The sequence below is a fragment of the Chryseobacterium sp. KBW03 genome, from assembly GCF_003852415.1.
Classification (GTDB): domain Bacteria; phylum Bacteroidota; class Bacteroidia; order Flavobacteriales; family Weeksellaceae; genus Chryseobacterium; species Chryseobacterium viscerum.
Map to the genome: position 1 here is coordinate 336,576 of NZ_QAJO01000003.1, position 23,277 is coordinate 359,852.

20 protein-coding genes and 1 riboswitch are annotated in these 23,277 nt (G+C 36.6%); of the genes, 16 read left to right on the forward strand and 4 right to left on the reverse strand.

Going from position 1 to position 23,277, the window contains the following annotated elements; genetic code table 11:
* Nucleotides 1–73 precede the first annotated feature (73 nt).
* From DBR39_RS05395 to DBR39_RS05410, 4 genes are all read left to right on the forward strand, one after another.
* Nucleotides 74–1,489 (forward strand): efflux transporter outer membrane subunit, encoded by a 1,416-nt coding sequence (locus DBR39_RS05395; protein ID WP_103233436.1) that lies wholly within the window; start codon nucleotides 74–76, stop codon nucleotides 1,487–1,489.
* A 215-nt stretch (nucleotides 1,490–1,704) separates the two neighbouring features.
* Nucleotides 1,705–2,193 (forward strand): GNAT family N-acetyltransferase, encoded by a 489-nt coding sequence (locus DBR39_RS05400; protein WP_124531180.1) that lies wholly within the window; start codon nucleotides 1,705–1,707, stop codon nucleotides 2,191–2,193.
* A 2-nt stretch (nucleotides 2,194–2,195) separates the two neighbouring features.
* Nucleotides 2,196–2,675 (forward strand): MarR family winged helix-turn-helix transcriptional regulator, encoded by a 480-nt coding sequence (locus DBR39_RS05405; RefSeq protein WP_124531181.1) that lies wholly within the window; start codon nucleotides 2,196–2,198, stop codon nucleotides 2,673–2,675.
* A 127-nt stretch (nucleotides 2,676–2,802) separates the two neighbouring features.
* On the forward strand, nucleotides 2,803–3,384 hold the full coding sequence (locus tag DBR39_RS05410) for a YdeI/OmpD-associated family protein (RefSeq protein ID WP_124531182.1): 582 nt from the start codon (nucleotides 2,803–2,805) through the stop codon (nucleotides 3,382–3,384).
* A gap of 86 nt (nucleotides 3,385–3,470) precedes the next feature.
* Here the strand turns inward: DBR39_RS05410 and DBR39_RS05415 are convergent, their stop codons facing one another.
* Nucleotides 3,471–6,080 (reverse strand): TonB-dependent receptor, encoded by a 2,610-nt coding sequence (locus DBR39_RS05415; protein WP_124531183.1) that lies wholly within the window; start codon nucleotides 6,078–6,080, stop codon nucleotides 3,471–3,473.
* Nucleotides 6,081–6,464: 384 nt separating this feature from the next.
* Between DBR39_RS05415 and DBR39_RS05420 the strand changes: the two genes are divergently transcribed.
* The 7 genes from DBR39_RS05420 (at nucleotide 6,465) to DBR39_RS05450 (ending at nucleotide 14,617) form a co-directional block, all read left to right on the forward strand.
* Complete coding sequence (locus DBR39_RS05420) at nucleotides 6,465–7,070, forward strand: alpha-ketoglutarate-dependent dioxygenase AlkB family protein (protein ID WP_124531184.1); 606 nt, start codon at nucleotides 6,465–6,467, stop codon at nucleotides 7,068–7,070.
* A gap of 261 nt (nucleotides 7,071–7,331) precedes the next feature.
* Nucleotides 7,332–8,810, forward strand: coding sequence for a response regulator (locus DBR39_RS05425; protein ID WP_124531185.1), 1,479 nt, complete (start codon nucleotides 7,332–7,334; stop codon nucleotides 8,808–8,810).
* 5 nt (nucleotides 8,811–8,815) lie between these two features.
* Nucleotides 8,816–12,424 (forward strand): response regulator, encoded by a 3,609-nt coding sequence (locus DBR39_RS05430; RefSeq protein ID WP_124531186.1) that lies wholly within the window; start codon nucleotides 8,816–8,818, stop codon nucleotides 12,422–12,424.
* A gap of 15 nt (nucleotides 12,425–12,439) precedes the next feature.
* Complete coding sequence (locus DBR39_RS05435; protein ID WP_185147138.1) at nucleotides 12,440–12,805, forward strand: response regulator; 366 nt, start codon at nucleotides 12,440–12,442, stop codon at nucleotides 12,803–12,805.
* A complete protein-coding gene (locus DBR39_RS05440; RefSeq protein WP_124531188.1) occupies nucleotides 12,806–13,639 on the forward strand; it encodes a CheR family methyltransferase in 834 nt (277 codons plus the stop codon).
* A gap of 8 nt (nucleotides 13,640–13,647) precedes the next feature.
* A complete protein-coding gene (locus DBR39_RS05445) occupies nucleotides 13,648–14,217 on the forward strand; it encodes a chemotaxis protein CheB (protein ID WP_124531189.1) in 570 nt (189 codons plus the stop codon).
* A 28-nt stretch (nucleotides 14,218–14,245) separates the two neighbouring features.
* Nucleotides 14,246–14,617 carry a response regulator gene (locus DBR39_RS05450; RefSeq protein WP_124531190.1) on the forward strand — a complete coding sequence of 124 codons (372 nt, stop codon included), beginning with the start codon at nucleotides 14,246–14,248 and terminating at the stop codon, nucleotides 14,615–14,617.
* Between the two features lie 89 nt (nucleotides 14,618–14,706).
* Here DBR39_RS05450 and DBR39_RS05455 read toward each other — a convergent pair whose 3' ends face one another.
* Nucleotides 14,707–15,006, reverse strand: coding sequence for a hypothetical protein (locus DBR39_RS05455; protein ID WP_124531191.1), 300 nt, complete (start codon nucleotides 15,004–15,006; stop codon nucleotides 14,707–14,709).
* Nucleotides 15,007–15,061: 55 nt separating this feature from the next.
* Entirely contained in the window at nucleotides 15,062–15,652 is a 591-nt protein-coding gene (locus DBR39_RS05460) for a hypothetical protein (protein WP_124531192.1), read from the reverse strand.
* Between the two features lie 112 nt (nucleotides 15,653–15,764).
* A riboswitch (TPP riboswitch) is annotated at nucleotides 15,765–15,873 on the forward strand.
* Between the two features lie 25 nt (nucleotides 15,874–15,898).
* Here DBR39_RS05460 and pnuC point away from each other — a divergent pair.
* The 3 genes from pnuC to DBR39_RS05475 all read left to right on the forward strand — a co-directional run bounded on the left by pnuC (nucleotide 15,899) and on the right by DBR39_RS05475 (nucleotide 18,152).
* Nucleotides 15,899–16,495, forward strand: a complete 597-nt coding sequence (pnuC, locus tag DBR39_RS05465; protein ID WP_124531193.1) for a nicotinamide riboside transporter PnuC — start codon at nucleotides 15,899–15,901, stop codon at nucleotides 16,493–16,495.
* Complete coding sequence (locus DBR39_RS05470; RefSeq protein WP_124531194.1) at nucleotides 16,482–17,513, forward strand: hypothetical protein; 1,032 nt, start codon at nucleotides 16,482–16,484, stop codon at nucleotides 17,511–17,513. Before pnuC ends, DBR39_RS05470 begins: the two co-directional genes overlap by 14 nt.
* Nucleotides 17,514–17,657: 144 nt before the next feature.
* The gene (locus DBR39_RS05475; protein WP_124531195.1) at nucleotides 17,658–18,152 is read left to right on the forward strand and encodes an RNA polymerase sigma factor; all 495 of its coding nucleotides are present in this window, start codon (nucleotides 17,658–17,660) and stop codon (nucleotides 18,150–18,152) included.
* A 68-nt stretch (nucleotides 18,153–18,220) separates the two neighbouring features.
* On the opposite strand, the gene DBR39_RS05480 is transcribed toward DBR39_RS05475, so the two are convergent.
* Nucleotides 18,221–18,973, reverse strand: coding sequence for a DUF2321 domain-containing protein (locus DBR39_RS05480; protein WP_124531196.1), 753 nt, complete (start codon nucleotides 18,971–18,973; stop codon nucleotides 18,221–18,223).
* A gap of 193 nt (nucleotides 18,974–19,166) precedes the next feature.
* Between DBR39_RS05480 and DBR39_RS05485 the strand changes: the two genes are divergently transcribed.
* Together DBR39_RS05485 and DBR39_RS05490 are read left to right on the forward strand one after the other, a co-directional pair.
* Nucleotides 19,167–19,979, forward strand: coding sequence for a FecR family protein (locus DBR39_RS05485; RefSeq protein WP_124531197.1), 813 nt, complete (start codon nucleotides 19,167–19,169; stop codon nucleotides 19,977–19,979).
* 71 nt (nucleotides 19,980–20,050) lie between these two features.
* On the forward strand, nucleotides 20,051–23,275 hold the full coding sequence (locus tag DBR39_RS05490; protein WP_124531199.1) for a SusC/RagA family TonB-linked outer membrane protein: 3,225 nt from the start codon (nucleotides 20,051–20,053) through the stop codon (nucleotides 23,273–23,275).
* The last annotated feature ends 2 nt before the right edge of the window (nucleotides 23,276–23,277 follow it).

The following is a 23,277-nucleotide window of genomic DNA, read 5'->3' on the forward strand; positions in this document are numbered from 1 at the left end:
GCTGGATATTAGGAATTAGTCTAAAATCATATCTAGCTTCTAGCCTCTAACATCTAATTTCTAATTTTAAATAATGAAGAGTTTATTAAACATCATAAAAGGAATCACTTTTTCAGTTTTCATACTCGGAGCCGTCTCATCATGTATGGCAAGAAAAGAGTATGAAAGACCGAAAAACGTTGTAGACGAAAAGCTTTTCCGTACGGATATGCTTCCTTCTGACAGTGCCAGTATCGCAGATATTTCATGGAAAGAAATATTCACAGACCCCATATTGCAGGGGCATATTTCTAAAGCACTGGCAAACAACCTTGATATCAGAATCGCTTTAGAAAGCATTAATTCTGCAGAGGCGTATCTTAAACAAAGCAAAGCTGCTTATCAGCCGACACTTTCTATCGGACCCAACTATACTTTTCAAACGCAGTCAATCAATACTCAGTTTGGACAGATCATTGGGGAAAGACGTTATGTGAACCAGTTTGACATTACAGGAACTATCGGATGGGAAGCAGATATCTGGGGGAAATTAAAAGCACAGGAGAAAGCACAATTAGCAACGTATTTAGGAACTGTTGCCGCTCATAAAGCAGTAAAAAGCAGCCTGGTATCTTCCATCGCTTCTGCTTATTATCAATTGCTGACTTTTGATGCCCAGAAGAAAATTATTACAGAAACTATTGCGGTACGTGAGAAAAACTTAGAGACTACCAAAGCTCTGAAAATTTCAGGAACCGTAACAGAAGTAGCAGTACAGCAGAGCGAGGCTCTTGTCTTCAATGCCAAATCATTACTGATTGATATTGATACACAGATCCAGCAGCTTGAAAATACCATGAGTCTTTTGATGGGAGAACCTTCTCACTCTATTGAAAGATCTACCCTGGAAGGGCAAAATATTCCGATCGATTTGAAATTGGGTTACCCGGCTCAGCTTTTGGCTAACCGTCCGGATGTGATGAGAGCAGAATATAACTTAATGAATACTTTCGAATTGACGAATGCTGCCAAAGCTCAATTTTATCCTACTTTAAAATTGACAGGAAGCGGAGGACTTCAGTCTGTGGATATTGATCACTTATTCAGTGTAAACTCATTGTTCGCGAATGTAGTAGCAGGGCTGGCACAGCCGATTTTAAATAAAAGACAGATCAAGACCAACTATGATGTAAGTCTTGCAAATCAGGAAACGGCTTATTTAAACTTCAGAAAAACAGTGCTTACTGCTGGAAAAGAAGTTTCAGATGCAATCAGAGTATTTTCTGTACAGGATTCATTTATTGAATTAAAACAAAAAGAATTGAATGCCTACAAAAAATCGGTTGACTATTCCCAGGAATTGGTGAACTATGGTATGGCAAACTACCTTGAAGTATTGAATGCAAGTGTGAATTCATTGAACGCGGAACTTAATATTTCCAATGCACGATATAGTAAAATGAAAGCAGCTGTAGAGCTTTATCAGGCTTTAGGCGGAGGCTGGAAATAACACTATTTTTGTTAGATAATGAAAACGTATGTCAGAAACGGCATACGTTTTTTTTATTTTTTAGGTAGATAAAACTAAGTCCATCCAGACTTAAAAGCATCGATCAGAAAGTCCAAGTCAATTTTAAATAGGTATGTTAAAATTCTTTAAAAAGTAAAAACTGTTTGTATATATGTATTCAACTACGTAGTTTTGTACTTTAAAATATAAGCACTATGAAATTGGAGATACAAACCATAGGAAATTCATATTCAGAGCAGGCGATTGACTTGATTTTGACTATTCAGCAGAAGGAGTTTAATATTCCGATTACGATACAGGATCAGCCTGATCTTTTGCAGATAGAAAGTTTCTATACGGAGGCCGGAGGTAACTTCTGGGGAGCTTTTGTAGAGGGAGAACTGGTGGGTTCTATTGCATTGGTTAAGTTTGATGAAAGGGCAGGAGCGATCAGAAAAATGTTTGTTAAAAAAGAATTCAGAGGAAAAGAACTGAATATTGCTCAGGAATTATTAGAAGTATTAATTTCTTTTTGCAAGGAAAATGGAATTGATGATCTGTATTTAGGAACCATAAATGTATTGAAAGCAGCTCAGCATTTCTACGAACGGAATCAGTTTGTGAAGATTGAGAAAAGAAATCTTCCTGTGAAATTTCCTCTAATGAGTGCCGACGATATTTTTTACCATCTACATATTGACTAAACATGAATGTGATCAACGAAGCAGGAATTCTTGCGATATCCACCAGACTGCACCGTCTCAGTGAACAATTGAGGAAAGACGGAGCCTTGGTCTATAAAGCATTCGGAATTGATTTTGAACTGAAATGGTTTCCGGTCATTTTTACCATTTATAAAAAAGAAATAGCAAGCGTTGTCGAAATAGCCAATGAGATTGGATACACCCATCCCTCCACAATAACCTTGCTCAAAGAACTCGAAAAACTGGAGTTGATACAGTGGGAAAAAGATAAGCAGGACGAGCGCAAGAGATTGTTTAAGCTGACTCCAAAAGGTCAGGAACTCATCGATAAAATGAAACCCGTTTGGGAGCTGATGTCACAGATTTTGGGAGATATTACCGATAATACAAACAATCTGCTGATGGCCATTGATGAAGCGGAAGAGAAAATAGCCAGTCAGTCTTTTTATCAGAGAGCGCTGCAGGTTAAGAATTCGAAATAAAATAAATTATTTATTGTATTGAAAAAATGTGTGCTATTTAGCATAGAATTCAATTTTTATACTGACAAACCGTTGTCACTCATTTTTTTTAATTTTACATTATCAGAAAGTTTAAAAACACAATACTATGGGAACATCTTCAGAAAGATCAACAGTATATGTCAATACAAAAGAAGAATGGAGAGAATGGTTAGAAAATAATCATCATGTGGAACAATCTATATGGCTTGTATGCAATACCAAAAAATCTAATCTACCTGTTGTTTATTGGACAGAACTAGTGGATGAAGCACTTTGTTTTGGCTGGATTGACAGTACGAGGAAAACAATTGATGAAGGTTCTTTTATGCAGTTATTCAGCAGGCGAAAACCCAAGAGTACATGGTCAAAGATCAACAAAGAGAAAGTTGAAAGACTGATTGAAAATAAGCTGATGACTCAGGCAGGCCTTGAAACGATCAGGATTGCAAAAGAAAATGGTTCCTGGACTATTTTAGATACTGTGGAAGAATTGATAATTCCGGAAGATCTGAATGAAACATTTAAACTTCATGAAGGTTCAGAAGCATATTTTTTAAGCTTGAGCAAATCAATAAAAAAAATGATGCTGCAATGGATTATACTTGCCAAAAGACCCGAAACCAGGAAAAATCGCATTGATGAAATAGCAATACAGGCAGCTCAGAATAAGAAACCTAAAAACTTTTAAGCTTCAGGCCTTTGACCAATATAAAAATAGGCTGTCCCACTTTGGGACAGCCTATTCAATTGATTCATTATTGAAATGATATTATCTTAGAATCTTAAAGTTGCTGCAACAGACCAGGTTCTTCCAAAACCAAGAAATCCTGTATTACCATCAGCAATACCCTGATACACTCTGCCTGCATCCTGATACGTTTTTCCGGCATCCGGACCATTGGCAATTTTATCCCCAGCGAAGATGTTAGAGCTTAATTCAGAAACATAATATTTGTTGAATAAGTTGTACACATTAGCTCTCAGTGTTAAAGATTTTTTCGAATCAATCGTGAACTTGTAAGAAGCTCCCACATCAAATAAATGATAGCTTGGTAACTTTACAATTCCTTTCTCTCTAGCTGCTTCAGTAAGGAAGTTGATCGGGTTGAACTGTGCATATAATTTGTCATAATATTCCCAGTTGGCATCAATACTGAAAGCTTTCGTAATATTATAATCAGCCCCGATGCTAGCGGTTGTTTGAGCAGCATCTCCAACCTTCAGGTCTTTGATATTGATCATTCCTGTTGCTCCGGATACTTCCTGATTGCTTTGAACATCAAGGATGTTGAAGTTGGCGTTTCCTTTGTATTTCCAGTTACCTAAAGATAACATTCCTCTAAGCTTAAGATTGCTAAAAGGTCTTGCTTTTGCTTCCAATTCAATCCCCTGGTGTACTTGTCCAACATTCAGAGCATTGTAGAAATAAGCATTTCCAAGGTTTAGTTGAGGGAACTTTGCAATATCTGCGGAAGTAGCATTGAATGTTCTTGAAATAAATCTGTCATCCCACTGCGTTCTGTACGCATTGATATTCACATCTACATAACGAGATTTGAAACCATATCCCAACTCTACAGAGAAGATTCTTTCATTCTTTGCATCGTTGTAAATATTCTGATTTGACGGGAACAAAGCGTTGAATAACGGCTGTCTGGAAATAACTCCTGTATTGAAAAATACATTATGATGGTCATCTATATTATAGTTGGCTCCACCTTTTACAATATAACCTGTTTTGTGATACCATTTTGTTTCCTGGTTTCCAGGAGTGTACAGCATATAGTCTCTTCTCTTATAGTATTGTTCGGAAAGAGATCCCTGAACAGATGCACTTAGTTTTTCAGAGCTGTATTCAACCATTCCATAGATTCCTGCCCATTTTACCAGCCCTTCATTGTGTATAGACACTTTCTGAGCATCTTTAAGCTTCGTAAGCGGTTCCGGTTTTACGGTTTGGTTAATATAATATCCTTTTGGAGCATTCGCTGTATTGGGAACAAATACTGCATCAGATCCTAACATATCCGTCACAATATCATACAGTGTTCCTTTATAAGTTTTAAGATCGATACCTCCGTTAAAGGTCCAGTTATTTTTTTTGTAATTAAGGTCTGCAATTACACCATACCAGTCATGAGCATTAATACTTTGCTTTCTCACAATACCGTTGGTTCCGTTGAGCGTCGCTACATATTGTCCGTTGTAATCACCGGGAGAGCCCGCAGGCGCAGTAAAGGTTGATTTCTGGAAGGTGTTTCCATTATAATCTGTTACCATACCCCCTCTGTTATAACGGTAAATCATATCCCAGTTGATGGTACCATCTCCACCAGCACCATAATTCATGAAGTTCATGGTTTGTCCGCTGCCGTTTTTAATAGAACCATTAAGTCCGGTACCACCGCCGCCACGTCCCCATGAACCATAAAGAACTGTAGATAACTTCAGGTTATCATTCATAGTCCAGTCCCAGTTCAAGGATGCAATAGGCTTATGATAGAAGTTAGGAGCCAGGTTGAATTGAGAACCATTTAACATTCCTGTTTGTGGATTGTATCTTCTTCCATAAGTATCAAATTGCTGCAGCGTTGCTACATTCGCTCCGGTTGCTGAAGATCTTCTGGTGTCGTGTACCTGAGGTGCTCCGGTTGCAATTAAATTGAACGCATGCTTTTCATTAGGCTTAAATCCTGTTGAGAAAAACCAAGAATAGCCTTCTCCTTTTGTTCCGTTGATGTAGCCATCACCCTGCCAGCGGGAAAGTAATACTGTGGTTCCCCATTTGTTCTTTAATCCGGAAGAGTACATTGCTGATATTCTGGAGTAGTTGTCGTTTCCAACTTCTCCCTTAATCATTGCTTTTTGCTCAGAATCGGTAGCTTTGGTTACAATATTGATGGTTCCTCCTACAGAAGGAACTACAAATTTAGAAGCACCCAAACCTCTCTGGATCTGAATATTGCTCGCGATATCTGCCAATCCCGTCCAGTTGGACCAGTATACGGTACCTCCCTGCATGTCGTTAACCGGCTGTCCGTTGATAATAACCGCAATGTTGGCACCATCAAATCCTCTCATGTTGATTCTGCTGTCTCCAAATCCTCCACCTACTTTGGTAACGTATACGGATGGGGTAGACTTCATAATCTCAGGAAATTCTCTATTTCCTAACTTCTCCTGAATTTCTGCTGCCTTAATGTTGGAAACTGCAACAGGAGTTTTTCTCTCTTTGGCTGTTTGGGAAAGGTTTCTACCTACCAACATAACCTCATCAATAGATTTTGATTTTTCTAATGAATCCTTTGTACTCTGTCCATAATATATGGCGGCCGTAGGTAATACAAGCGCTATAAAAAGTCGCTTTTTAAAAGTAATGCTCATGAAATAAACTAGCGTGTTTGATTTTAAGGCTGCAAAGATGAAAATTTATTTTTTAATAAAGTATTAAATCTTCATTACGTGACTTCATACAGCGCGTGAAACGAGTATTGCCACTCATTTTTTTGAGTGTGTTAATTATTTCAGATCTTTAGTTTACAATTTGTTATAAAAAAGAAATCTGTTTAAATACATAAAATAATTATATAGCTCTTATGAAATTTATCATGGCTTACTTTTTCCCTGAAAGGTTTTATTGCTTGGTTTATTTTGTATCAATTTTAATATATTTGTAGATATTATTTGTATCAATTTTGTTTTCTGAGACAGCATACGATTTTCAGGAAGCAACTGGAAGATAGTAAAGTATTAAAAAATTAGAAAAATATGACCCAGCTCAGCTTGTTCGATTCAGAAGAATTATATGAATTTCCAAAGGACCTTCTGGAGTATAGAGAGCATTTTTTGAGCAGGGAAGAAGCGGATCAGCTTAGGGCTCATCTGCTGGAAACCGCTCCATGGAAACAACGTACCCAGAAAATGTATGACAAAATGGTTTTGACACCACGTTTAACAGCATGGTATGGAGATCCAGAAAATACTTATCCTTTGGGTGATGGTGAACTGGATACTCATTCCTTGACTCCGGAACTACTTTCCTTAAAACAAAGAATAGAACAAACCTTTGGGTATCAGTTCAATTCTGTATTGCTTAATCTTTACCGGGATCACAATGATTCTGTTGCCTGGCATCGGGACAAGGAAAGCAGATATGGAAACCGCCCGGTGATTGCATCGGTAAGTTTGGGACAGACAAGAAACTTTGATTTCCGGAAAAAAGATCATCATCAGAGTAAATACAGCCTGCCTCTTCCCCATGGTTCATTATTGATTATGAAAGGAGATTTACAGGAAAACTGGGAACACCGGATTGCCAAATCTGTGACCTCTATGAAAGAGCGTATCAATCTGACATTTAGACTACTTCGTTGACCCATTTCTGGATGAAAATCCTTTTGCTAAAACTTTTCTTTGACATTTCATCCTGTATTAGTACTGCAGCAATTAATGATACAGAAATTAAAGCTTTCAAAAAGATATAGTACCGTTACAAAACATAATTTTTCCTTGTTTCAACCATAAAATGTGGTATGGAATGTATAATCATAATCCTTTAAAAGTTACTGTTTTTTCAAATATTGTGAGTATTTTTGAACCTAAAATACCAGTATTTAATTATTGATTTTAATTTCTATGATTTTAATTGTTGATGACAACCAAAGTAATCTTTATTCACTACAAAAATTACTTGAATCAAAAAACTTCCAAGTAGAAACAGCCAGCTCAGGAGAAGAGGCTCTTGGTAAAGCTCTAAAAAATGACTATGCCCTGATTATTTTAGACGTTCAAATGCCAGATATGGATGGTTTTGAAGTTGCCGAAACATTGGCAGATTATAGTAAAACGAAGGAGGTTCCTATTATATTTTTATCCGCCGTTAATACAGATAAAAAATTTATAACACGTGGTTATGCTTCCGGCGCCAAAGACTATGTAACCAAGCCTGTAGATCCTGAAATCCTTTTACTTAAAGTAAAAACTTTCTATAATCTTCAGGAGCAGAATATAGCCATGAAAAAGACCCAGCAGAATCTTGAATTAGAGGTGAAGGGAAGGCGGGAGTCTCAGGTTACGATGAAGTCTCAGATAGATCACTTTCATTTAATGCTGGAATCTCTTCCTCAGATTGCATTCACATTCAATGAAGCAGGAATCATTGATTTTGTTAATGGTAAATGGTATCAGTACTCTGATACTGAACAGAATTTCCCAGAAACACATCCTGACGATCATGATATCAAGGAGGAATTTGAGCGATGCAGGAAAAAAGGAAAGGCTCTCGAATTAGAAATTAGAATTAAAAACGTGATTTCCGGTCATTACCGGTATCATTTGTTGAGAGTAACTCCTGTATATTATGATGAAGACCGTATTAAGAACTGGGTTGGAACTTTTACTGATATTGATGATCAGAAAAAAGTGGAAAAAGAAAAAGATGAATTTTTAAGCATTGCAAGCCATGAGTTGAAAACACCTTTAACCAGTATTAAAGCATACGTTCAGTTATTGGAAAGAAAATTAAAACTAGATAAAGACAGTCCTGAAGCAGGATTTGTGACGAAAGTTCAGGGACAGATTGAGAAGCTGAATACACTGATTACAGATCTGCTGGATGTTTCCAAGATCGAAAATGGAAAACTGAAAATCAATAAAAAGCAGGTTAATCTGGAAAAAGTTATCAGTAACGCCATTGAAACGATACTGCAGACCCATGATGAAGGTAAAGTCAAAATTGAACGCCACGGAATCAAACCAGATATTTTAATCCCATTAGACGAAATCCGTATAGAGCAGGTACTGATTAATTTTCTGACCAATGCAATTAAATATTCTCCCCATAACAATCAGGTGATTGTTACCACCTTTGTAGATGAAGAAGCACAGGAGGTCAGAGTTAATGTAACTGATTTCGGTATTGGAATCCCTGATTTTAAACAGGATGCCGTATTTAAAAAATTCTATCGGGTAGAAGAATCTTCACTGCAGTTCCAGGGAATGGGGATTGGATTGTTTATCTGCTCTGAAATCATCAAACAGCATCATGGAAGTGTTGGCGTTTCCAGTATCTTAGATGAAGGTTCTACTTTTTATTTCACATTACCCCTAAATTAATTTGCATGCCGAAAAAAATTATAAGAAATCTTCAGTTTGGAGTAGGTCTTTCCCTTTTGATTTTAATAGCAAGTTCACTGGCTTCATATTGGAGTATCCAGAATCAGATGAATCATCGCGAAAGTCTTTCAAAAAGCAGACGTTCTGTGACAGCAGTGAAAGATGTGCTGGTAGCATTACTGGATGCAGAAACAGGTAACAGAGGGTATCAGCTGACCGGAAGAGAGGATTTTCTGGAGCCATACAAACGTGGTCTGAGAGAATATCCTAAAGCTTTGATACGTGCAGAATCATTAGGAATTCAGGATAAAAATCAATTGGAGAGACTTGCTGGCTTAAAAACAGCAGTTAATCAGGTGATGGAGAACCTGAAGCAATTGGTTGAAAATAGACGCAGAGGCATCATAATGACTCAGCAGCAGATCGTTACTGGTAAAGCGTATATGGATCAGTGCAGGAAAGCGGTAAATGATTTTGTACAATATGAAGAAAGCCAGTTGGACATTAAAAACAAAGACTTAAACCGTTCATCCGGTACAACTGTTCTTTTTATTATTTTTTCCGCCTTGGCCGCAGTAGTCGTGACGATTTTCTTCTATATCAAAATGAGAGCGGATCTTATTCGAAGAGATAAGCTGGAAAAAATGCTTAAGGAAAAAGATCAGGAGATGACACGGCGTGTAAGTGCCATTCAAAAAATTGCAAATAGAGTTGCGAATGGCGATTACAATGAAAAAGTTGTAGATAATGCACAGGACGACCTGGGAGATCTTGTAGATTCTCTTAATCATATGACAGAATCTCTTAAAATCTCTTTTGATAAAATTAATAAAAGTGACTGGCGGCAGAAAGGTCTTGCCTTGTTGAATGAATCCCTGGTAGGAAATAAGTCGGTAGAAGAAGTTTCCAATAAAGCGTTAAAACAATTGATTGAATACGGAAACTGTATCAATGGTTCATTATATCTGTACGACGAAGGGATCCTAAAGCTTAATAAAGCATTCGGGCTGGAAGCTAATATGAAAAAGACTTTTGAACCCGGAGAAGGAATGGTAGGACAAGCCTTTATTAATTCTAAAACTAAGGTTTATAATAACCTACATGAAGATGATTTTGTAGTAACCTTTGCCAGCAGCACTATTAAAATATACGGAATTATACTGATTCCTATTTTTGCAGATGGACATGCAATTGGAGTTTTGGAGCTGGGTTCAACTTCTAATTTTGATGAAGACAGAATCAGCTATTTTAAAGAATGCGCTGTCAATGTAGGAATTGCGCTGAATGCTGCAAAAGGAAGAGAAAAAGAACAGCAGCTATTGGAAGAAACTCAGGCACAGTCTGAAGAATTGCAGGTTCAGCATTCTGAACTGGAAAATCTGAATACTGAACTGGAAGCACAAACACAAAAACTCCAGGCTTCAGAAGAGGAATTGAAAGTACAGCAGGAAGAGCTGATGCAGGCAAATGCTGAACTCGAAGAACGTTCAAGATTATTGGAAGAAAAAAACCATTTGATCGCGGAGCGTAATAACGAAATTCAGAAAAAAGTAGAGGAGCTGGCCTTAAGTACAAAATATAAGTCCGAATTCCTGGCTAATATGTCCCATGAATTGCGTACCCCTCTGAATTCTATTCTTCTTCTGTCAAGGTTGATGGCAGAAAATCCGGATGAAAATCTCAACGAAGATCAGGTGGAATCCGCAAAAGTGATTCAAAGCTCGGGGACCAGTTTATTAACTCTGATTGATGAAATTCTGGATTTAGCGAAAATAGAATCCGGTAAAATGACCCTGGAATATCAGGATGTGATCATAGAAGAAGTGGTAACAGATTTAAAGAGCCTTTTCAATCCCGTATTTCAGGAGAAAGCTCTTCCATTTAATATTCAGATCGATCAAAATGTGCAGGCCGTTATTGAAAGTGACCGTCTCCGAATCGATCAGGTATTGAGAAATTTATTGTCTAATGCTTTAAAATTTACAACAAAAGGAAGCATTGATTTACATATCAGAAAACATTCTGAAAAACCTGACTTTATTATATTCTTAGTAAAAGATACCGGTGTTGGGATCGCAGAGGAGAAGCAAAAAATTATCTTTGAAGCATTCCAGCAGGCTGACGGATCTACCAAAAGGAAATTTGGAGGTACTGGCTTAGGACTTTCAATAAGCCGTGAAATTGCAAGACTTCTGGGAGGAGAGCTGGTTCTGCAAAGTGAATTGAACAAGGGAAGTGAGTTTAGTTTTGTCATTCCTGTACATGCTGTCACTGAAATTGTTCATTCTGAAACAGATCAGGATCTGGTAGAGATTATACGTGAAGATGTTGAAGAAATTCAGAATATTCTCGATGAGGGCGAAAGACCGGTGGTTCAGCTGAACATATTGGATATTCCTGAAGATGTAGCGGACGACAGAGATCATATTAAGGAGGGAGACAAGGTTATTTTGATTATAGAAGATGATGTTAATTTTGCAAAAGCCTTGTTAAAGTTTGCCCATTTACAAAATTACAAAGGTATTGTTGTGGTAAGAGGAGACCATGGTTTGTCAGCAGCTCAGCAGTATCGTCCACATGCAATTTTACTGGATGTTCAACTTCCTGTAAAAGACGGCTGGGAAGTAATGGATGAGTTGAAATCTGACTCTGCTACCAAACATATTCCAGTCCACATGATGTCTGTTCTGCATCTTCAAAAAGAAAGTCTTATGAAAGGTGCCGTTGATTTTATCAATAAGCCGGTAGCACTGGATAAAATGACAGATGTATTCAGAAAAATTGAAAATGCATTAGAAAAAGGACCTCAGAAGGTTCTTATCGTTGAAGAGAATGCCAAACATGCCAGTGCATTATCCTATTTCTTGAGCAATTTTAATATTTCTTTGTCCGTAGAACACAATGTGGAAGATAGTGTAAAAGCATTGACTTCTGATCTTGTTGACTGCGTTATTCTGGATATTGGGAACTCAAAAGGAAACGAATACCACGTAATAGAATCAATCAAAAGTTATGAAGGGCTGGAGAATCTTCCTATCATTATTTTTACAGAGCATAATTTATCGAAGGAAGAAGAACTGAAAATAAAACAATATGCAGATTCTATTGTTGTAAAAACGGCACATTCCTATCAAAGAATTTTAGATGAAGTAGGTTTATTCTTACATTTGGTGGAAGAAAAAAACAATGCATCTGAAAGCACCGTAAGTAAGGCCCTGGGATCTTTAACAGAAGTATTGAGCGGAAAAAAAGTACTTATCACAGATGATGATGTACGGAATATCTTCTCTTTAACAAAAGCCCTGGAAAAATATAAAGTAGATGTGATTGTAGCCATGGATGGGAAGCATGCCCTTCAGCAGATTCAGCAGAATCCTGATGTAGATGTTATTTTAATGGATATGATGATGCCTGAAATGGATGGATATGAAACTATCAGGGAAATCAGAAAAATGCCCGCATTCAAAAGGCTGCCTATTATAGCTATTACGGCCAAATCGATGATTGGAGAACGTGAAAAATGTATTACCGCCGGAGCTTCAGATTATATCTCAAAACCTGTAGATATAGATCAGTTATTATCTCTCCTTCGCGTTTGGTTATATGAAAGTTAAACAGATAAAATTCTGATGAATAAGAAAATTTTAATTGTGGATGATGATCCACGTAATATATTTGCATTGAAACTCACTCTCAAGGCCCGTGGATATGCCGTTGAGACCAGTACAATGGCTCAGGAAGCTTTTGATATTCTGATGTCAGACCAAAAGTTTTCTGCTGTTCTTATGGACATGATGATGCCGGGAATAGATGGATATGAAGCGGTCAGAATGATAAGACGTACCCCAGAGATCAAGGATATTCCTGTCATTGCGGTTACTGCACAGGCGATGCCTGAAGACCGTCAGAAATGTATAGAGGTAGGAGCTGATGACTATGTCTCAAAGCCTATTGATGTAGATCTTTTAATAACAGCAATAGAAAAACTTTTATAGATGCTGGAACCAAGTATCATAAAAGATCAGGAAGTAGAATATCTGATCAATGATGTCTATGAGACGTATGGCTACGACTTTTCTGGCTATAGCAAGGCTTCGTTTAAAAGAAGGGTAAACAGGATATGCCTGTTGGACAGGTTTACCAGCTTTGCAGAGCTTAGATATACCATCATGAATGATCGCGAATATTTGAAACGCTTTGTGGAAGAAGTGACTGTAAACGTTACAGAAATGTTCAGAGATCCTTCTTTTTTTAAAACGTTGCGGGAAAAGATATTACCACAGTTGGGCACCTATCCTTTGATCAGAATATGGATTGCGGGCTGCTCAACAGGAGAAGAAGCTTATTCTATAGCGATTCTGTTGAAAGAAGCCGGTCTTTATCATAAATGCCTGATTTATGGTACTGATCTGAATCCTTCTGTTCTGGAAACTGCAAGAACCGGTGTTTTCCCTTTGCAGCAGATGAAACTGTATTCCGAAAATTATATGCTTTCAGGTGGGGTTAAAGATTTTTCTGACTACTATACTGCGAACTATGATAGTGTAAGATTTGATAAAAGCTTACAGGAAAAACTGATTTTATCTACCCACAATTTGGTGTCAGACAGCTCTTTTAACAGTTTTCAGCTGATCATATGCAGAAATGTCCTTATCTATTTTGAAAGAGAACTGCAGGAAAGAGTATTCCGTCTTTTTGACAACAGTCTCGAGAATCTGGGTTTTCTCGCTCTTGGGGCCAAAGAAACACTTAGGTTTTCTACTATTGATAAAAATTATCATCAGGTCGAAGACCAGAAAATATGGAAAAAACTTGATCACCATTTATAACAACAGCCATGAAATTACAAACGAACATAGAATTGATTGTCATCGGAGGATCAGCAGGAAGTTTACAGGTTATTATTGAGATGGTTAAAAAACTTGATGATGCTGTGAATATCCCTATTGTTCTTGTAGTTCACCGTAAAGCTCAATCAGGAGATGTTTTACGAACCCTGTTGCAGCAGTTTACGAAGATATCCGTTATAGAAGTTGAAGATAAAACCGAAATCCGTGACCGTGCCCTATATATTGTTCCTGCGGATTATCATTTGTTGTTTGAAGATAAGAAAAATATGTCATTGGACAGCTCAGAAAAGATGAACTATTCCCGTCCTTCAATAGATGTTACCTTCAGGTCAGCAGCTGAAATTTATGAAGAAAATATGATCGGGATACTTTTATCAGGAGCCAATGCGGATGGAGTGGAAGGACTGAGCTATATTAAAAAAAACAAAGGGCAGGTCTGGATTCAGGATCCTGAAACGGCAGAGGTGGAATATATGCCCAGACATGCTATAGAAAAGATTGATTATGATTTAATTATCAGACCTGATAGTTTAGCAGATTACATCAATCAATTGTAATATTTCTGAATAGAATAATCTAAATAATATGAGTAAAAAGAAAATTTTAATTTTTGATGATGATACGGCTATTTTAGAAGTGATTACCATCATATTTGAAGAAAATGGCTATGAGGTCAAAATCTCAGAAACATCACATGATATTCTTGAGAGAGTAGCAGAATATAAGCCTGATGTTATTCTTATGGATAACTGGATTCCAAGAATCGGAGGAGTGGAAGCGACAAAACTTCTCAAAAGCACTGAAGAATTTAAGCATATTCCGGTGATTTATGTTACCGCAAATAATGATATTGTTGCTTTGGCAGCAGAAGCTCAGGCAGATGATTATGTATCAAAACCTTTTAATCTTGATGATCTTGAGGAAAAGGTAGCAAAACATATAAAAGAACAGGCATAAATACCAGATATTTTGGTCTTTAGCCGATGACTGGAAAATGAAAATCTCTCAAAATTTTGAGAGATTTTTTTATGTAAAATAGAATGATCTTATTGATTTTTCCTGAGAATTTCCAATGCGCTGACGATCTGGGATTTTGTTAAAGAATAGGTATTCACTTTATAAATCAAAGAGTGTAATAAATTATAAAGTTCCGGGTTTCCCATTGTAAAATCTGAGAATGTTTTGACCAGAATTGTTTTTTTTGAAATGATGTTTTGCGCAATCATATACTCAAAACTAAGATCAATATCAATATTTAATTCTTGCCTTACGGTTAAATTGAAATACTCATCAATCAGATATTTATCTGTTATTGGATTTAATATTGTAGTTTTAGTTTCATCCATAACGTTGTCATTACACTTTAAAATACAAATTTTATACCGTGTAAAATAAAAACATTTATTCTTGAGATAGATTATTTTTAAAATGAGTGATAAAGTCGTCTGCAGTGGGAATATTTTCCAGATTCTTTTTAATTTTTTCCAAAAGATCATTGAATGATGCTTCTCCATTTAAAACCTTCAATGAATATTCGAATGGATATAAAGAAATAACACCCCCATTATTGTTATACTTCAGAGTCATGAATCTTAAAGGATATTCCGGGGTTTTGTCCCTGTACAATTTAAATCCTAATTCATGGACCATATAGTATGAAAATGCTACTGTTAACATAAGCCCAATCTGCTTATCATCCTGATCAAATGATTTACAGTACTCATAAAACCCAGGTTCTTCAGTAACGGCTTTATCTATATTGCAGGGATGGTAGATAGGATTTTCTATAGCCGGTATTATTTTATTATCGATGAAAAAACTATTTAACATTCTGAAAGAGCCGTCAACCAGAAAATCATCTGATAAAATCTGATCTTCAGTATATCTGTTGTTAAAATATTCATCTGTATATATTCCATCGATTCTGGGATTTTCAGACGGCTGATTGGCTGTATTTTTATTTTTTGAAAAAATCTTTTTGAAGAAGTTCATGGGGTACAGTTTCTATAATGTATTGCTTGACAAATATAAAAATTATTGATAATCAATTGAGATTATTATTTTCCCGTGTTGTTTTCTTTTTCCGGAAAAAAGCTGCACCTTTGCCCCAACAATGGGGTGCCGCAGATAACAGTGGCTGAGATGATACCCAGGAATGTACTTCCACACCTGATCTGGATAATACCAGCGTAGGGATTGCTTATTTATCATCTCATCATTTGATTTCTAAAGATTAATATGATGCAGGACATTTTAAAACAAATTACCTTACCGGAAGGGTTCGGAGTCTTATTTTCAGTAATTCAGGTCTTACTGGCTCGTAAAAACAATGTCAACAACTATCTTTTCGGAATTGCCGGTATTCTGCTTACTTTGTATGTGATGCTTACATCAAAACTGTATGCTGAATTTACATTAAACCTTTATTATTTGGTCATGAGCATCTATGGATGGCTGTATTGGAAATTCGGGAAGCAAAAATCTGAAATGGAAATCTCTTTTACGTCAACTGTTGAAAAATGGATTACCGGAGGAATTGTCCTGGGAACCTTTAGCTTATTCTGGTTCTTTCTCACCCATTTCACTGACTCAGATGTTCCCATTTGGGATTCTTTGGTAAGTGCTTTCGCATGGGCAGGAATGTGGCTGATGGCAAGACGAAAAATTGAAAACTGGGTGATACTGAACGTTAGTAATATTATTTCCATCCCCTTAATGATTCATAAAGAATTATATCTCTACGCTGTTTTGACATCATTTTTGTTTTTAGTAGCCATTTCCGGATATCTGGAATGGCAGAAAATTATTAAATCTAAAGCTCATGCTCAGTACTAAAGACATCAGAAAGGAACTTCATGGCGCCTCTAGAATTTCTGACAAGGTGATACAGCATATTCACGAAGAAGGATGGCTTAAGATCTGGGTGCCCAAAAAATATGGAGGCTTAGGGTATCGTTTTGAAGAAGGACTGAAAGCATTATTTGACTGGGCTAAAACCGATGGAAGCTTTGGCTGGATGCTGACACTTTGTGCCGGGGCCAATTATTTTTCCAGAAATATCAACCCTGAAGTGGCTCAATTACTGTTTACTCATTCTAAAACATGTTTTGGGGGAAGCGGAATGGTAGGCGGAACTGCAGAAAAACAAAGTGATAACACGTACCTTATTAATGGATTATGGAATTTTGCAACAGGCGCACCTCATCTGACCCATTTTACACTCAATGCCAGCATTACAGAAAATGGAAAACCAATAACGGATGATGACGGTAACGAGATTATTCGCTCGTTCATCGTTCCGAAACAACACGCTGTAATCATCCCCAATTGGAAATCTATGGGAATGAAAGCCAGCGGGACCTATTCTTTTACGATTAAAAATGTTCTGGTAAGCGAGGACTACAGTTTTGTTTATGATACTTTTTTCACGAATGATATTCTGGACAGCATTCCGTTTCGGGTTTTTGCTGATTTGACACTTTTGGTCAATTATCTGGGGATCGCTTCTCATTTTATTGAAGAAGCAGAAACTATTCGTCCTCAGATCAATTTCAAAAGTTTTGCAGAGTCCATTGAAAAGCATTTGGAAAAAGTATTAAGTATTTCCAGAAATGTTGAAACTGCGCTCAATGATAACAAGGCAATTCCGGCAGATCAACAAAACGAAATTCATAGCTATGGGGTAGAGCTGGTTCAGCAATTATCCCATCAGATACTTAAGATATACACACAGCTGGGAATCCGGGCAACAGCTACAGATTCTGCAGTGTATCAGGTGTTCTGTGATTATTTTACGGCGGCGATGCATTCCAATTTCAGACCTTCAATCGATGATTTAAATGTATCCTTTTGAGATAAATCTTTAGTAATGATTACAATGTAAACTGCTTTCAGCTCAATATGGTCAGGAATTTAAACTTAATATAACGTTAATATGATTGACATAGCTTTTGGATACTTTTGCATCATTGTTTTGAGTTCAAAGACGTTTTAAAAGATGGATCATTTTAAAGAAATATATTCCGGTTATAAGCACAGGGTGTATTTTTTTGTGGCGAAATACCTTTCAGAAGAAGAGGATATTGAAGAAATTGTTCAGGATATTTTTATGCATGTCTGGAAATATCTATCCAAAACCCATTCACCTTCAGAAATTGAAGCACTCATCTTTAAATCTGCCAAACAGGAAATCTCCAATTTCTACCGCAAAAGAAAAATGATCTTCGTTCCTTTTGAAAACTCCCCGGAAAGCCAGGATGAAGAAACCTCAGAAATCGAAAAACAAACCCAGCAGGAAGATCAGCTAAAAAAGATAGAAAGTCTTTTAGAACAGGTTCCTGAAAGAAGCCGTGATTTTTTCATCAAAAATAAAATCCAGAACCTCAGCCTTTTTACGATCGCTCAGGAAAATGATATTTCCAAAACCGCCGTTGAAAAACATGTCAATAAGGTGTTGAAGTTTCTGAGGGCGAATTTGAATCTTTGGTTTTAATTCTTCTTCTTACATAAATAAACTCATCAATCCCCTCCCCGAATATTTGAAAAGTTATAGAGCAATTATTAATGACCTTTTGGAACAATTTTTACTTTTACTTTCATTTCGCTTGAGCTGCTATTCAAGTCATTTTCCATTCCTCGAGGATTCGAAATATAACCTTCGGGATCATATACAAAACAATACAATAATTTGCAGTTTGGATGAGTTTTATATTTTGCAATATCAATTATTAATTGTTCTCCCAATTGTTTAGCTTTTAGAGTATTTCTTGTTTTTTTTATTTCAATGACGATTTGTTGATCTTTTAATAAAAAATCTGAACGAGTAGAACTTCCTGCATAACTAGGGTTCCATTCTTCAGTTCGAATATCTTCATAATAGATACGTAGAAGGGAGTGTAGTAAATCTTGAGCATCATATTCATCTTTTATATCTAAAGTTGGACGATCATCATATCTTTGGCGCATTTGCTTAGCTACTAAATGGAATTTATCAAAAATTGTTTCCAATAAAATAATATCATCTTTATCTGATTTTATAATATTTGTTGAAATTGTCTTTGTTTTTGATCTCCATGGGAAATCTTTTCCACAATATTTACAAATATCAGGAACAGGAGTGGATATACTTGTAAGATCAATAACCCCAGCAGTATGATAATCACCCTGAATGTCTTGATTGCAATTCGGACAACTTTTAAAAGTTAATTCACCACATATAGTACAGAATTTTTCATTAAACTCTGGACTTCGATAATATGAATCATTAACTCCATGTCCATTTTTGCAAACTAAATAAGCATCATATTTACCCATAATTCAAATTTGTAATTAAATTACTGTTAAAATTTAAATATACATATTTTCCATAAACAAAATAAATCTAAACAAGTCATCTCTTTACTTTAACACAACATCAACCAATATGAACAAATCATTAAATCAAAAAACTTAGGTTGACGATTGTACACTTCCTGCGTATTCTCTATTAAAGATCAAATAGGAGCGTATGGATTTCAAAAATCAGTGGAAATTGGTCAAAGACGAAAATCGGAAAATGAAGGATTCGGCAGATCAGCGAATCTGGAACGGGCTTGAAAGTAAAATAAAATCCAGAAATAGTACAAAACGAATTTTATGGGCTGCTGCCGTTCTTTTGCCTTTATTTACCATGATGACCTTGTTTTTTACTGGAAATGAAATGAACTCTTCAGGCCATCAGCAAATGGTTTTCAGAACAGAAAAGATTCAAAAAGAATTTACACTCTCCGACGGAAGTATTATTACATTGGAACCGGAAAGCGAACTGAAACTGACTGAAAATTTCGGAAAGAAAACCAGAAATGTTTCTTTTAAAGGAAAAGCATTTTTCAGTGTTGCTAAAAATAAAGCGCTGCCGTTTATTATTGATGCCAATGGATTTAAAGTAAAAGTCTTAGGAACCAAATTTTTGCTCGATCAGAGATCCGAAGATAAAAAAGTCTATCTTAAAGAAGGAAAAGTGAAAATAGATTATAAAGGGCATACTACATTCCTTTTACCCAAAGAAACCTGGCTTGCTGATAAAGACGGAACTGAAAAACATTTCTATGATCAGGATGTTGTAAGAACATTTGATTTTAATGAAATGAAATTCGGGCAGGCGATTTCCCAATTGGAGAAGACCTACAATATTTCTATAACCTATCCTCAGCATTATAAAGAGAATATTATAGATGGAGACATTACAGGGGATTTGGGTAAAGTGATTAAAACAATAGGGTTTCCTTTTAATCTGAAAACAAGAAAAGAATCAGAAAATCATATCATTTTAGAAAAATAATGCACCAGTAATTGGGGTTACCGATGCATTGAATATAAATCAGTCAAATAACAACTAATTTCAGCAAAGCTATGAAAAAAACAACAATTAGCATGATGTTGTTGGGTCTTTTGTGTGCGCCACACTTTTCCTTCGCAGAGGCTAACAAATGTTTTCAACAGTCCGTCAATCAACGGAAAACGCCTTTAATTAAAATTTTTGAAAAACTTTCAAAAGAGCATGACGTAAAATTCTTTTATTCGGTTTCAGACCTGAAAGATATCCAGGTAGATGAATCTCAGGTTAACTATCAATCGCTGTCAGCATCTTTAGATTATCTGAAGAAGAATGTCGGCCTGGATTTTAATGTAGATCAAAAAACAGTGACGGTTCGTCTCAATGCGAGAGCGATTGCAAAAATTCAGAGAACCAACGCTCAGCAGTCTGGAGAGTATTTGAATCCAATTAAAGACACTGCAAAATCCAGAGAAAAAAACATTGATGAGGTTGTTTTGGTCGGTTATGGAAAGCAGAGTAAGAAAAACAATTCGGGTTCTATTTCTTCTATTGATGAGAAGCAGATGAAAGGAGTGGCTTCCAGCAACTTTGGAGACATTATCGCAGGAAAGGCAACCGGAGTTCAGATCACTCAGGCGAATGCAAGTCCGGGAAGTTCGCCCTCGATAAGAGTAAGAGGGATAGGAACTTTAACCGCAGGGTCTAATCCTTTGATCGTTGTAGACGGACTTCCTTTAACCGAAGGTTCCAATCTGAATGCGATTGATCCTAATTCTATTGCCAAAATTGATATCTTAAAAGATGCCGCTTCTGCCGCAATTTATGGTTCCAGAGGAGCCAATGGAGTAATTATCATTGAAACTAAACAGGGAAAGAAAGGGAGAATGGCCGTTTCTTTCGATTCCTATTACGGAATGCAGATGAGAAGCGATAATGTGAAATTGGTCAACGCTTATGATATGGCCACTTTTCTGAAAGAAGCCAGAGATAATAATTACCTTTCTAAAGGCAGCAACAGAAGCGTTTCCGATAATAATGCGACAAGAATAAGCAAGGGAGCTTCTTTAAGAGAATTGATTCCTGATTATTTGGCTCCTTATCTAGCAAAACAACCGGGACTCACAGATACCGATTGGCTGAATACCGTGATGAAACCTGCGCCCATCAGCCAGACTTCACTGAATATTACCGGAGGAAGCGATAAAAGTAAGTATGCTTTTACAATGAGCTATTTTAAGCAAAAAGGATTGGTGATCGGGACAGATTATGAGAAATTTTCCACCAGTATTAATCTTTCTACAGAGCTTACAGATAAATGGAAAGTAGGAGTAACAATGACGCCGTCTTATGCAACGGGAACCATCAATGCTGCAGAAAATTCAAGAAGCTATAATCCTCTGCAGATGGCTACGGCAATGTATCCATTCTTTAAGCCCTACAATGATGACGGAAGTCTTGGCATTTCCCAGCAGATCTTAGGAAATACAGCTACTGATGGAGCCTTGGTAGAAAATCCTGTTGCCGTTCAGGAAATGACAAACAGGAAATATACTTTATTTAAAACATTCGGAAATATTTTTACTGAGCTTGAGGTGTTGAAAGGTCTGAAATACCGATTGTCTATAGGCGGAGATTACACCAATTACGAATATAATTTCTTCGATCCTTCTACAGTAGGAGCTTACAGAGCAGCAGCTCCGGATGTTACGTTTGCCAACAGAACTGAATATATCCGCAAGAATTATTTAATTGAAAACCTGCTTTCATTTGATAAAAAGTGGGGTTCTCACAGAGTGGATGCCATTTTGGGACAGTCTTTTCAGCAGGAAGATAATACCCAGCTTTTAACTGAAGCCACTGCATTTCCTGATAACAGCATCCGGAATATTGCAGGCGGAACCTCATTTAAAAATACATTAACTCAATACAAATGGCGGTTGATGTCTTATTTTACCAGGGTTAATTACACCTTCGATAATAAGTATAATCTGATGGCCTCTTATCGTAGAGATGGTTCTTCACGTTTCGGGAAAAATTCCAAATGGGGCGATTTTTATGCATTTTCAGCAGGCTGGACCATCAGTAATGAAAATTTCTTTCCTGAAAATAATATCGTGACCGATTTGAAATTCAGATATAGTCTTGGAAGCAACGGGAATAATCAGATTCCTAACTTTGGAGCTCTTTCACTGATGAATCCTGATAATTATAACTTTGGAGGATCTTTAATACCAGGTTACACAACGGCAACGGCTCCTAACCCTAATATTTCCTGGGAAAAGTCCAGATCAAACAATTTCGGGATCGATTTTTCTTTGTTTAAAAATATACTGAACATTTCTGCAGATTATTATATCCTGAACAGGGACGGTTTGTTATTGGATGTTCCCGTTCCACAGCAGTCCGGTTTCAGTACATCCCTTCAAAATATTGGGAAGATCAAAAACTCCGGTTTCGAATTACAGATTGCTTCAAAGACATTCAATATCGCTTCAGACTTTACCTATTCAGGAAGTTTTAATTTTTCAACCAACAAAAATGAAGTTTTGGCTCTGGCAAACGGGCAGAACCAGATTATCACAGGAGAAAATAACTTCTCTGTCACAAAAGTGGGAGGTTCGATTGGTGAAATGTATGGCTACAATATCCTGGGAATCTATAAAACTCAGGAGGAAATCAACAATTCACCCCACATTACCGGAACGATGGTAGGAGATTATATCATGGAAGATCTGAATGGGGACGGAAAAATAGATGTCAATGATAAAAGAAGCTTCGGAAGCGGTGTTCCAAAGTATATTCTAGGTTTTAATAATAATTTCAGATATGGACTTTTTGAACTGAGTTTCTCATTGTACAGCGAAATTGGTAAAAAAATCTACAATGCGGATGCGGTAACCACTTTAGAATCAGGAGAAGGTTTCGGAATGGCTTCACAGTATTACTTTGACAACCGCTATAATGCAGTAACCAATCCAGATGGTTTTTTTGGAATGCCGAATATGAATTTCTCCAACAACAGAAAAGAAGCCAGAACCTCTAATTTGTACTTTAAAAATGCAGATTATGTGAGATTGAGATCACTTCGCCTGGCTTTTAATTTCCCAAAATCTATGCTTGAAAATATCGGTTTGGAAAACGCCCAGATCTATTTGGTAGGAAACAATCTTTTCACCCTGTCAAAATACAAAGGAATGAATATCGATGCTACTTCAGACAATGTTCTTACGCAGGGGTTCGACCAGGCTTATTATCCGGTAGCTAAAATTTATTCTGTAGGCTTTAATCTTAAATTTTAAAA

Excerpts from the sequence above, each read along its gene's own strand:
- DBR39_RS05395 (WP_103233436.1), top strand. The coding sequence starts at position 74 with ATGAAGAGTTTATTAAACATCATAAAAGGAATCACTTTTTCAGTTTTC.
- DBR39_RS05400 (WP_124531180.1), top strand. The coding sequence starts at position 1,705 with ATGAAATTGGAGATACAAACCATAGGAAATTCATATTCAGAGCAGGCG.
- DBR39_RS05405 (WP_124531181.1), top strand. The coding sequence starts at position 2,196 with ATGAATGTGATCAACGAAGCAGGAATTCTTGCGATATCCACCAGACTG.
- DBR39_RS05410 (WP_124531182.1), top strand. The coding sequence starts at position 2,803 with ATGGGAACATCTTCAGAAAGATCAACAGTATATGTCAATACAAAAGAA.
- DBR39_RS05415 (WP_124531183.1), bottom strand. The coding sequence starts at position 6,080 with ATGAGCATTACTTTTAAAAAGCGACTTTTTATAGCGCTTGTATTACCT.
- DBR39_RS05420 (WP_124531184.1), top strand. The coding sequence starts at position 6,465 with ATGACCCAGCTCAGCTTGTTCGATTCAGAAGAATTATATGAATTTCCA.
- DBR39_RS05425 (WP_124531185.1), top strand. The coding sequence starts at position 7,332 with ATGATTTTAATTGTTGATGACAACCAAAGTAATCTTTATTCACTACAA.
- DBR39_RS05430 (WP_124531186.1), top strand. The coding sequence starts at position 8,816 with ATGCCGAAAAAAATTATAAGAAATCTTCAGTTTGGAGTAGGTCTTTCC.
- DBR39_RS05435 (WP_185147138.1), top strand. The coding sequence starts at position 12,440 with ATGAATAAGAAAATTTTAATTGTGGATGATGATCCACGTAATATATTT.
- DBR39_RS05440 (WP_124531188.1), top strand. The coding sequence starts at position 12,806 with ATGCTGGAACCAAGTATCATAAAAGATCAGGAAGTAGAATATCTGATC.
- DBR39_RS05445 (WP_124531189.1), top strand. The coding sequence starts at position 13,648 with ATGAAATTACAAACGAACATAGAATTGATTGTCATCGGAGGATCAGCA.
- DBR39_RS05450 (WP_124531190.1), top strand. The coding sequence starts at position 14,246 with ATGAGTAAAAAGAAAATTTTAATTTTTGATGATGATACGGCTATTTTA.
- DBR39_RS05455 (WP_124531191.1), bottom strand. The coding sequence starts at position 15,006 with ATGGATGAAACTAAAACTACAATATTAAATCCAATAACAGATAAATAT.
- DBR39_RS05460 (WP_124531192.1), bottom strand. The coding sequence starts at position 15,652 with ATGAACTTCTTCAAAAAGATTTTTTCAAAAAATAAAAATACAGCCAAT.
- pnuC (WP_124531193.1), top strand. The coding sequence starts at position 15,899 with ATGATGCAGGACATTTTAAAACAAATTACCTTACCGGAAGGGTTCGGA.
- DBR39_RS05470 (WP_124531194.1), top strand. The coding sequence starts at position 16,482 with ATGCTCAGTACTAAAGACATCAGAAAGGAACTTCATGGCGCCTCTAGA.
- DBR39_RS05475 (WP_124531195.1), top strand. The coding sequence starts at position 17,658 with ATGGATCATTTTAAAGAAATATATTCCGGTTATAAGCACAGGGTGTAT.
- DBR39_RS05480 (WP_124531196.1), bottom strand. The coding sequence starts at position 18,973 with ATGGGTAAATATGATGCTTATTTAGTTTGCAAAAATGGACATGGAGTT.
- DBR39_RS05485 (WP_124531197.1), top strand. The coding sequence starts at position 19,167 with ATGGATTTCAAAAATCAGTGGAAATTGGTCAAAGACGAAAATCGGAAA.
- DBR39_RS05490 (WP_124531199.1), top strand. The coding sequence starts at position 20,051 with ATGAAAAAAACAACAATTAGCATGATGTTGTTGGGTCTTTTGTGTGCG.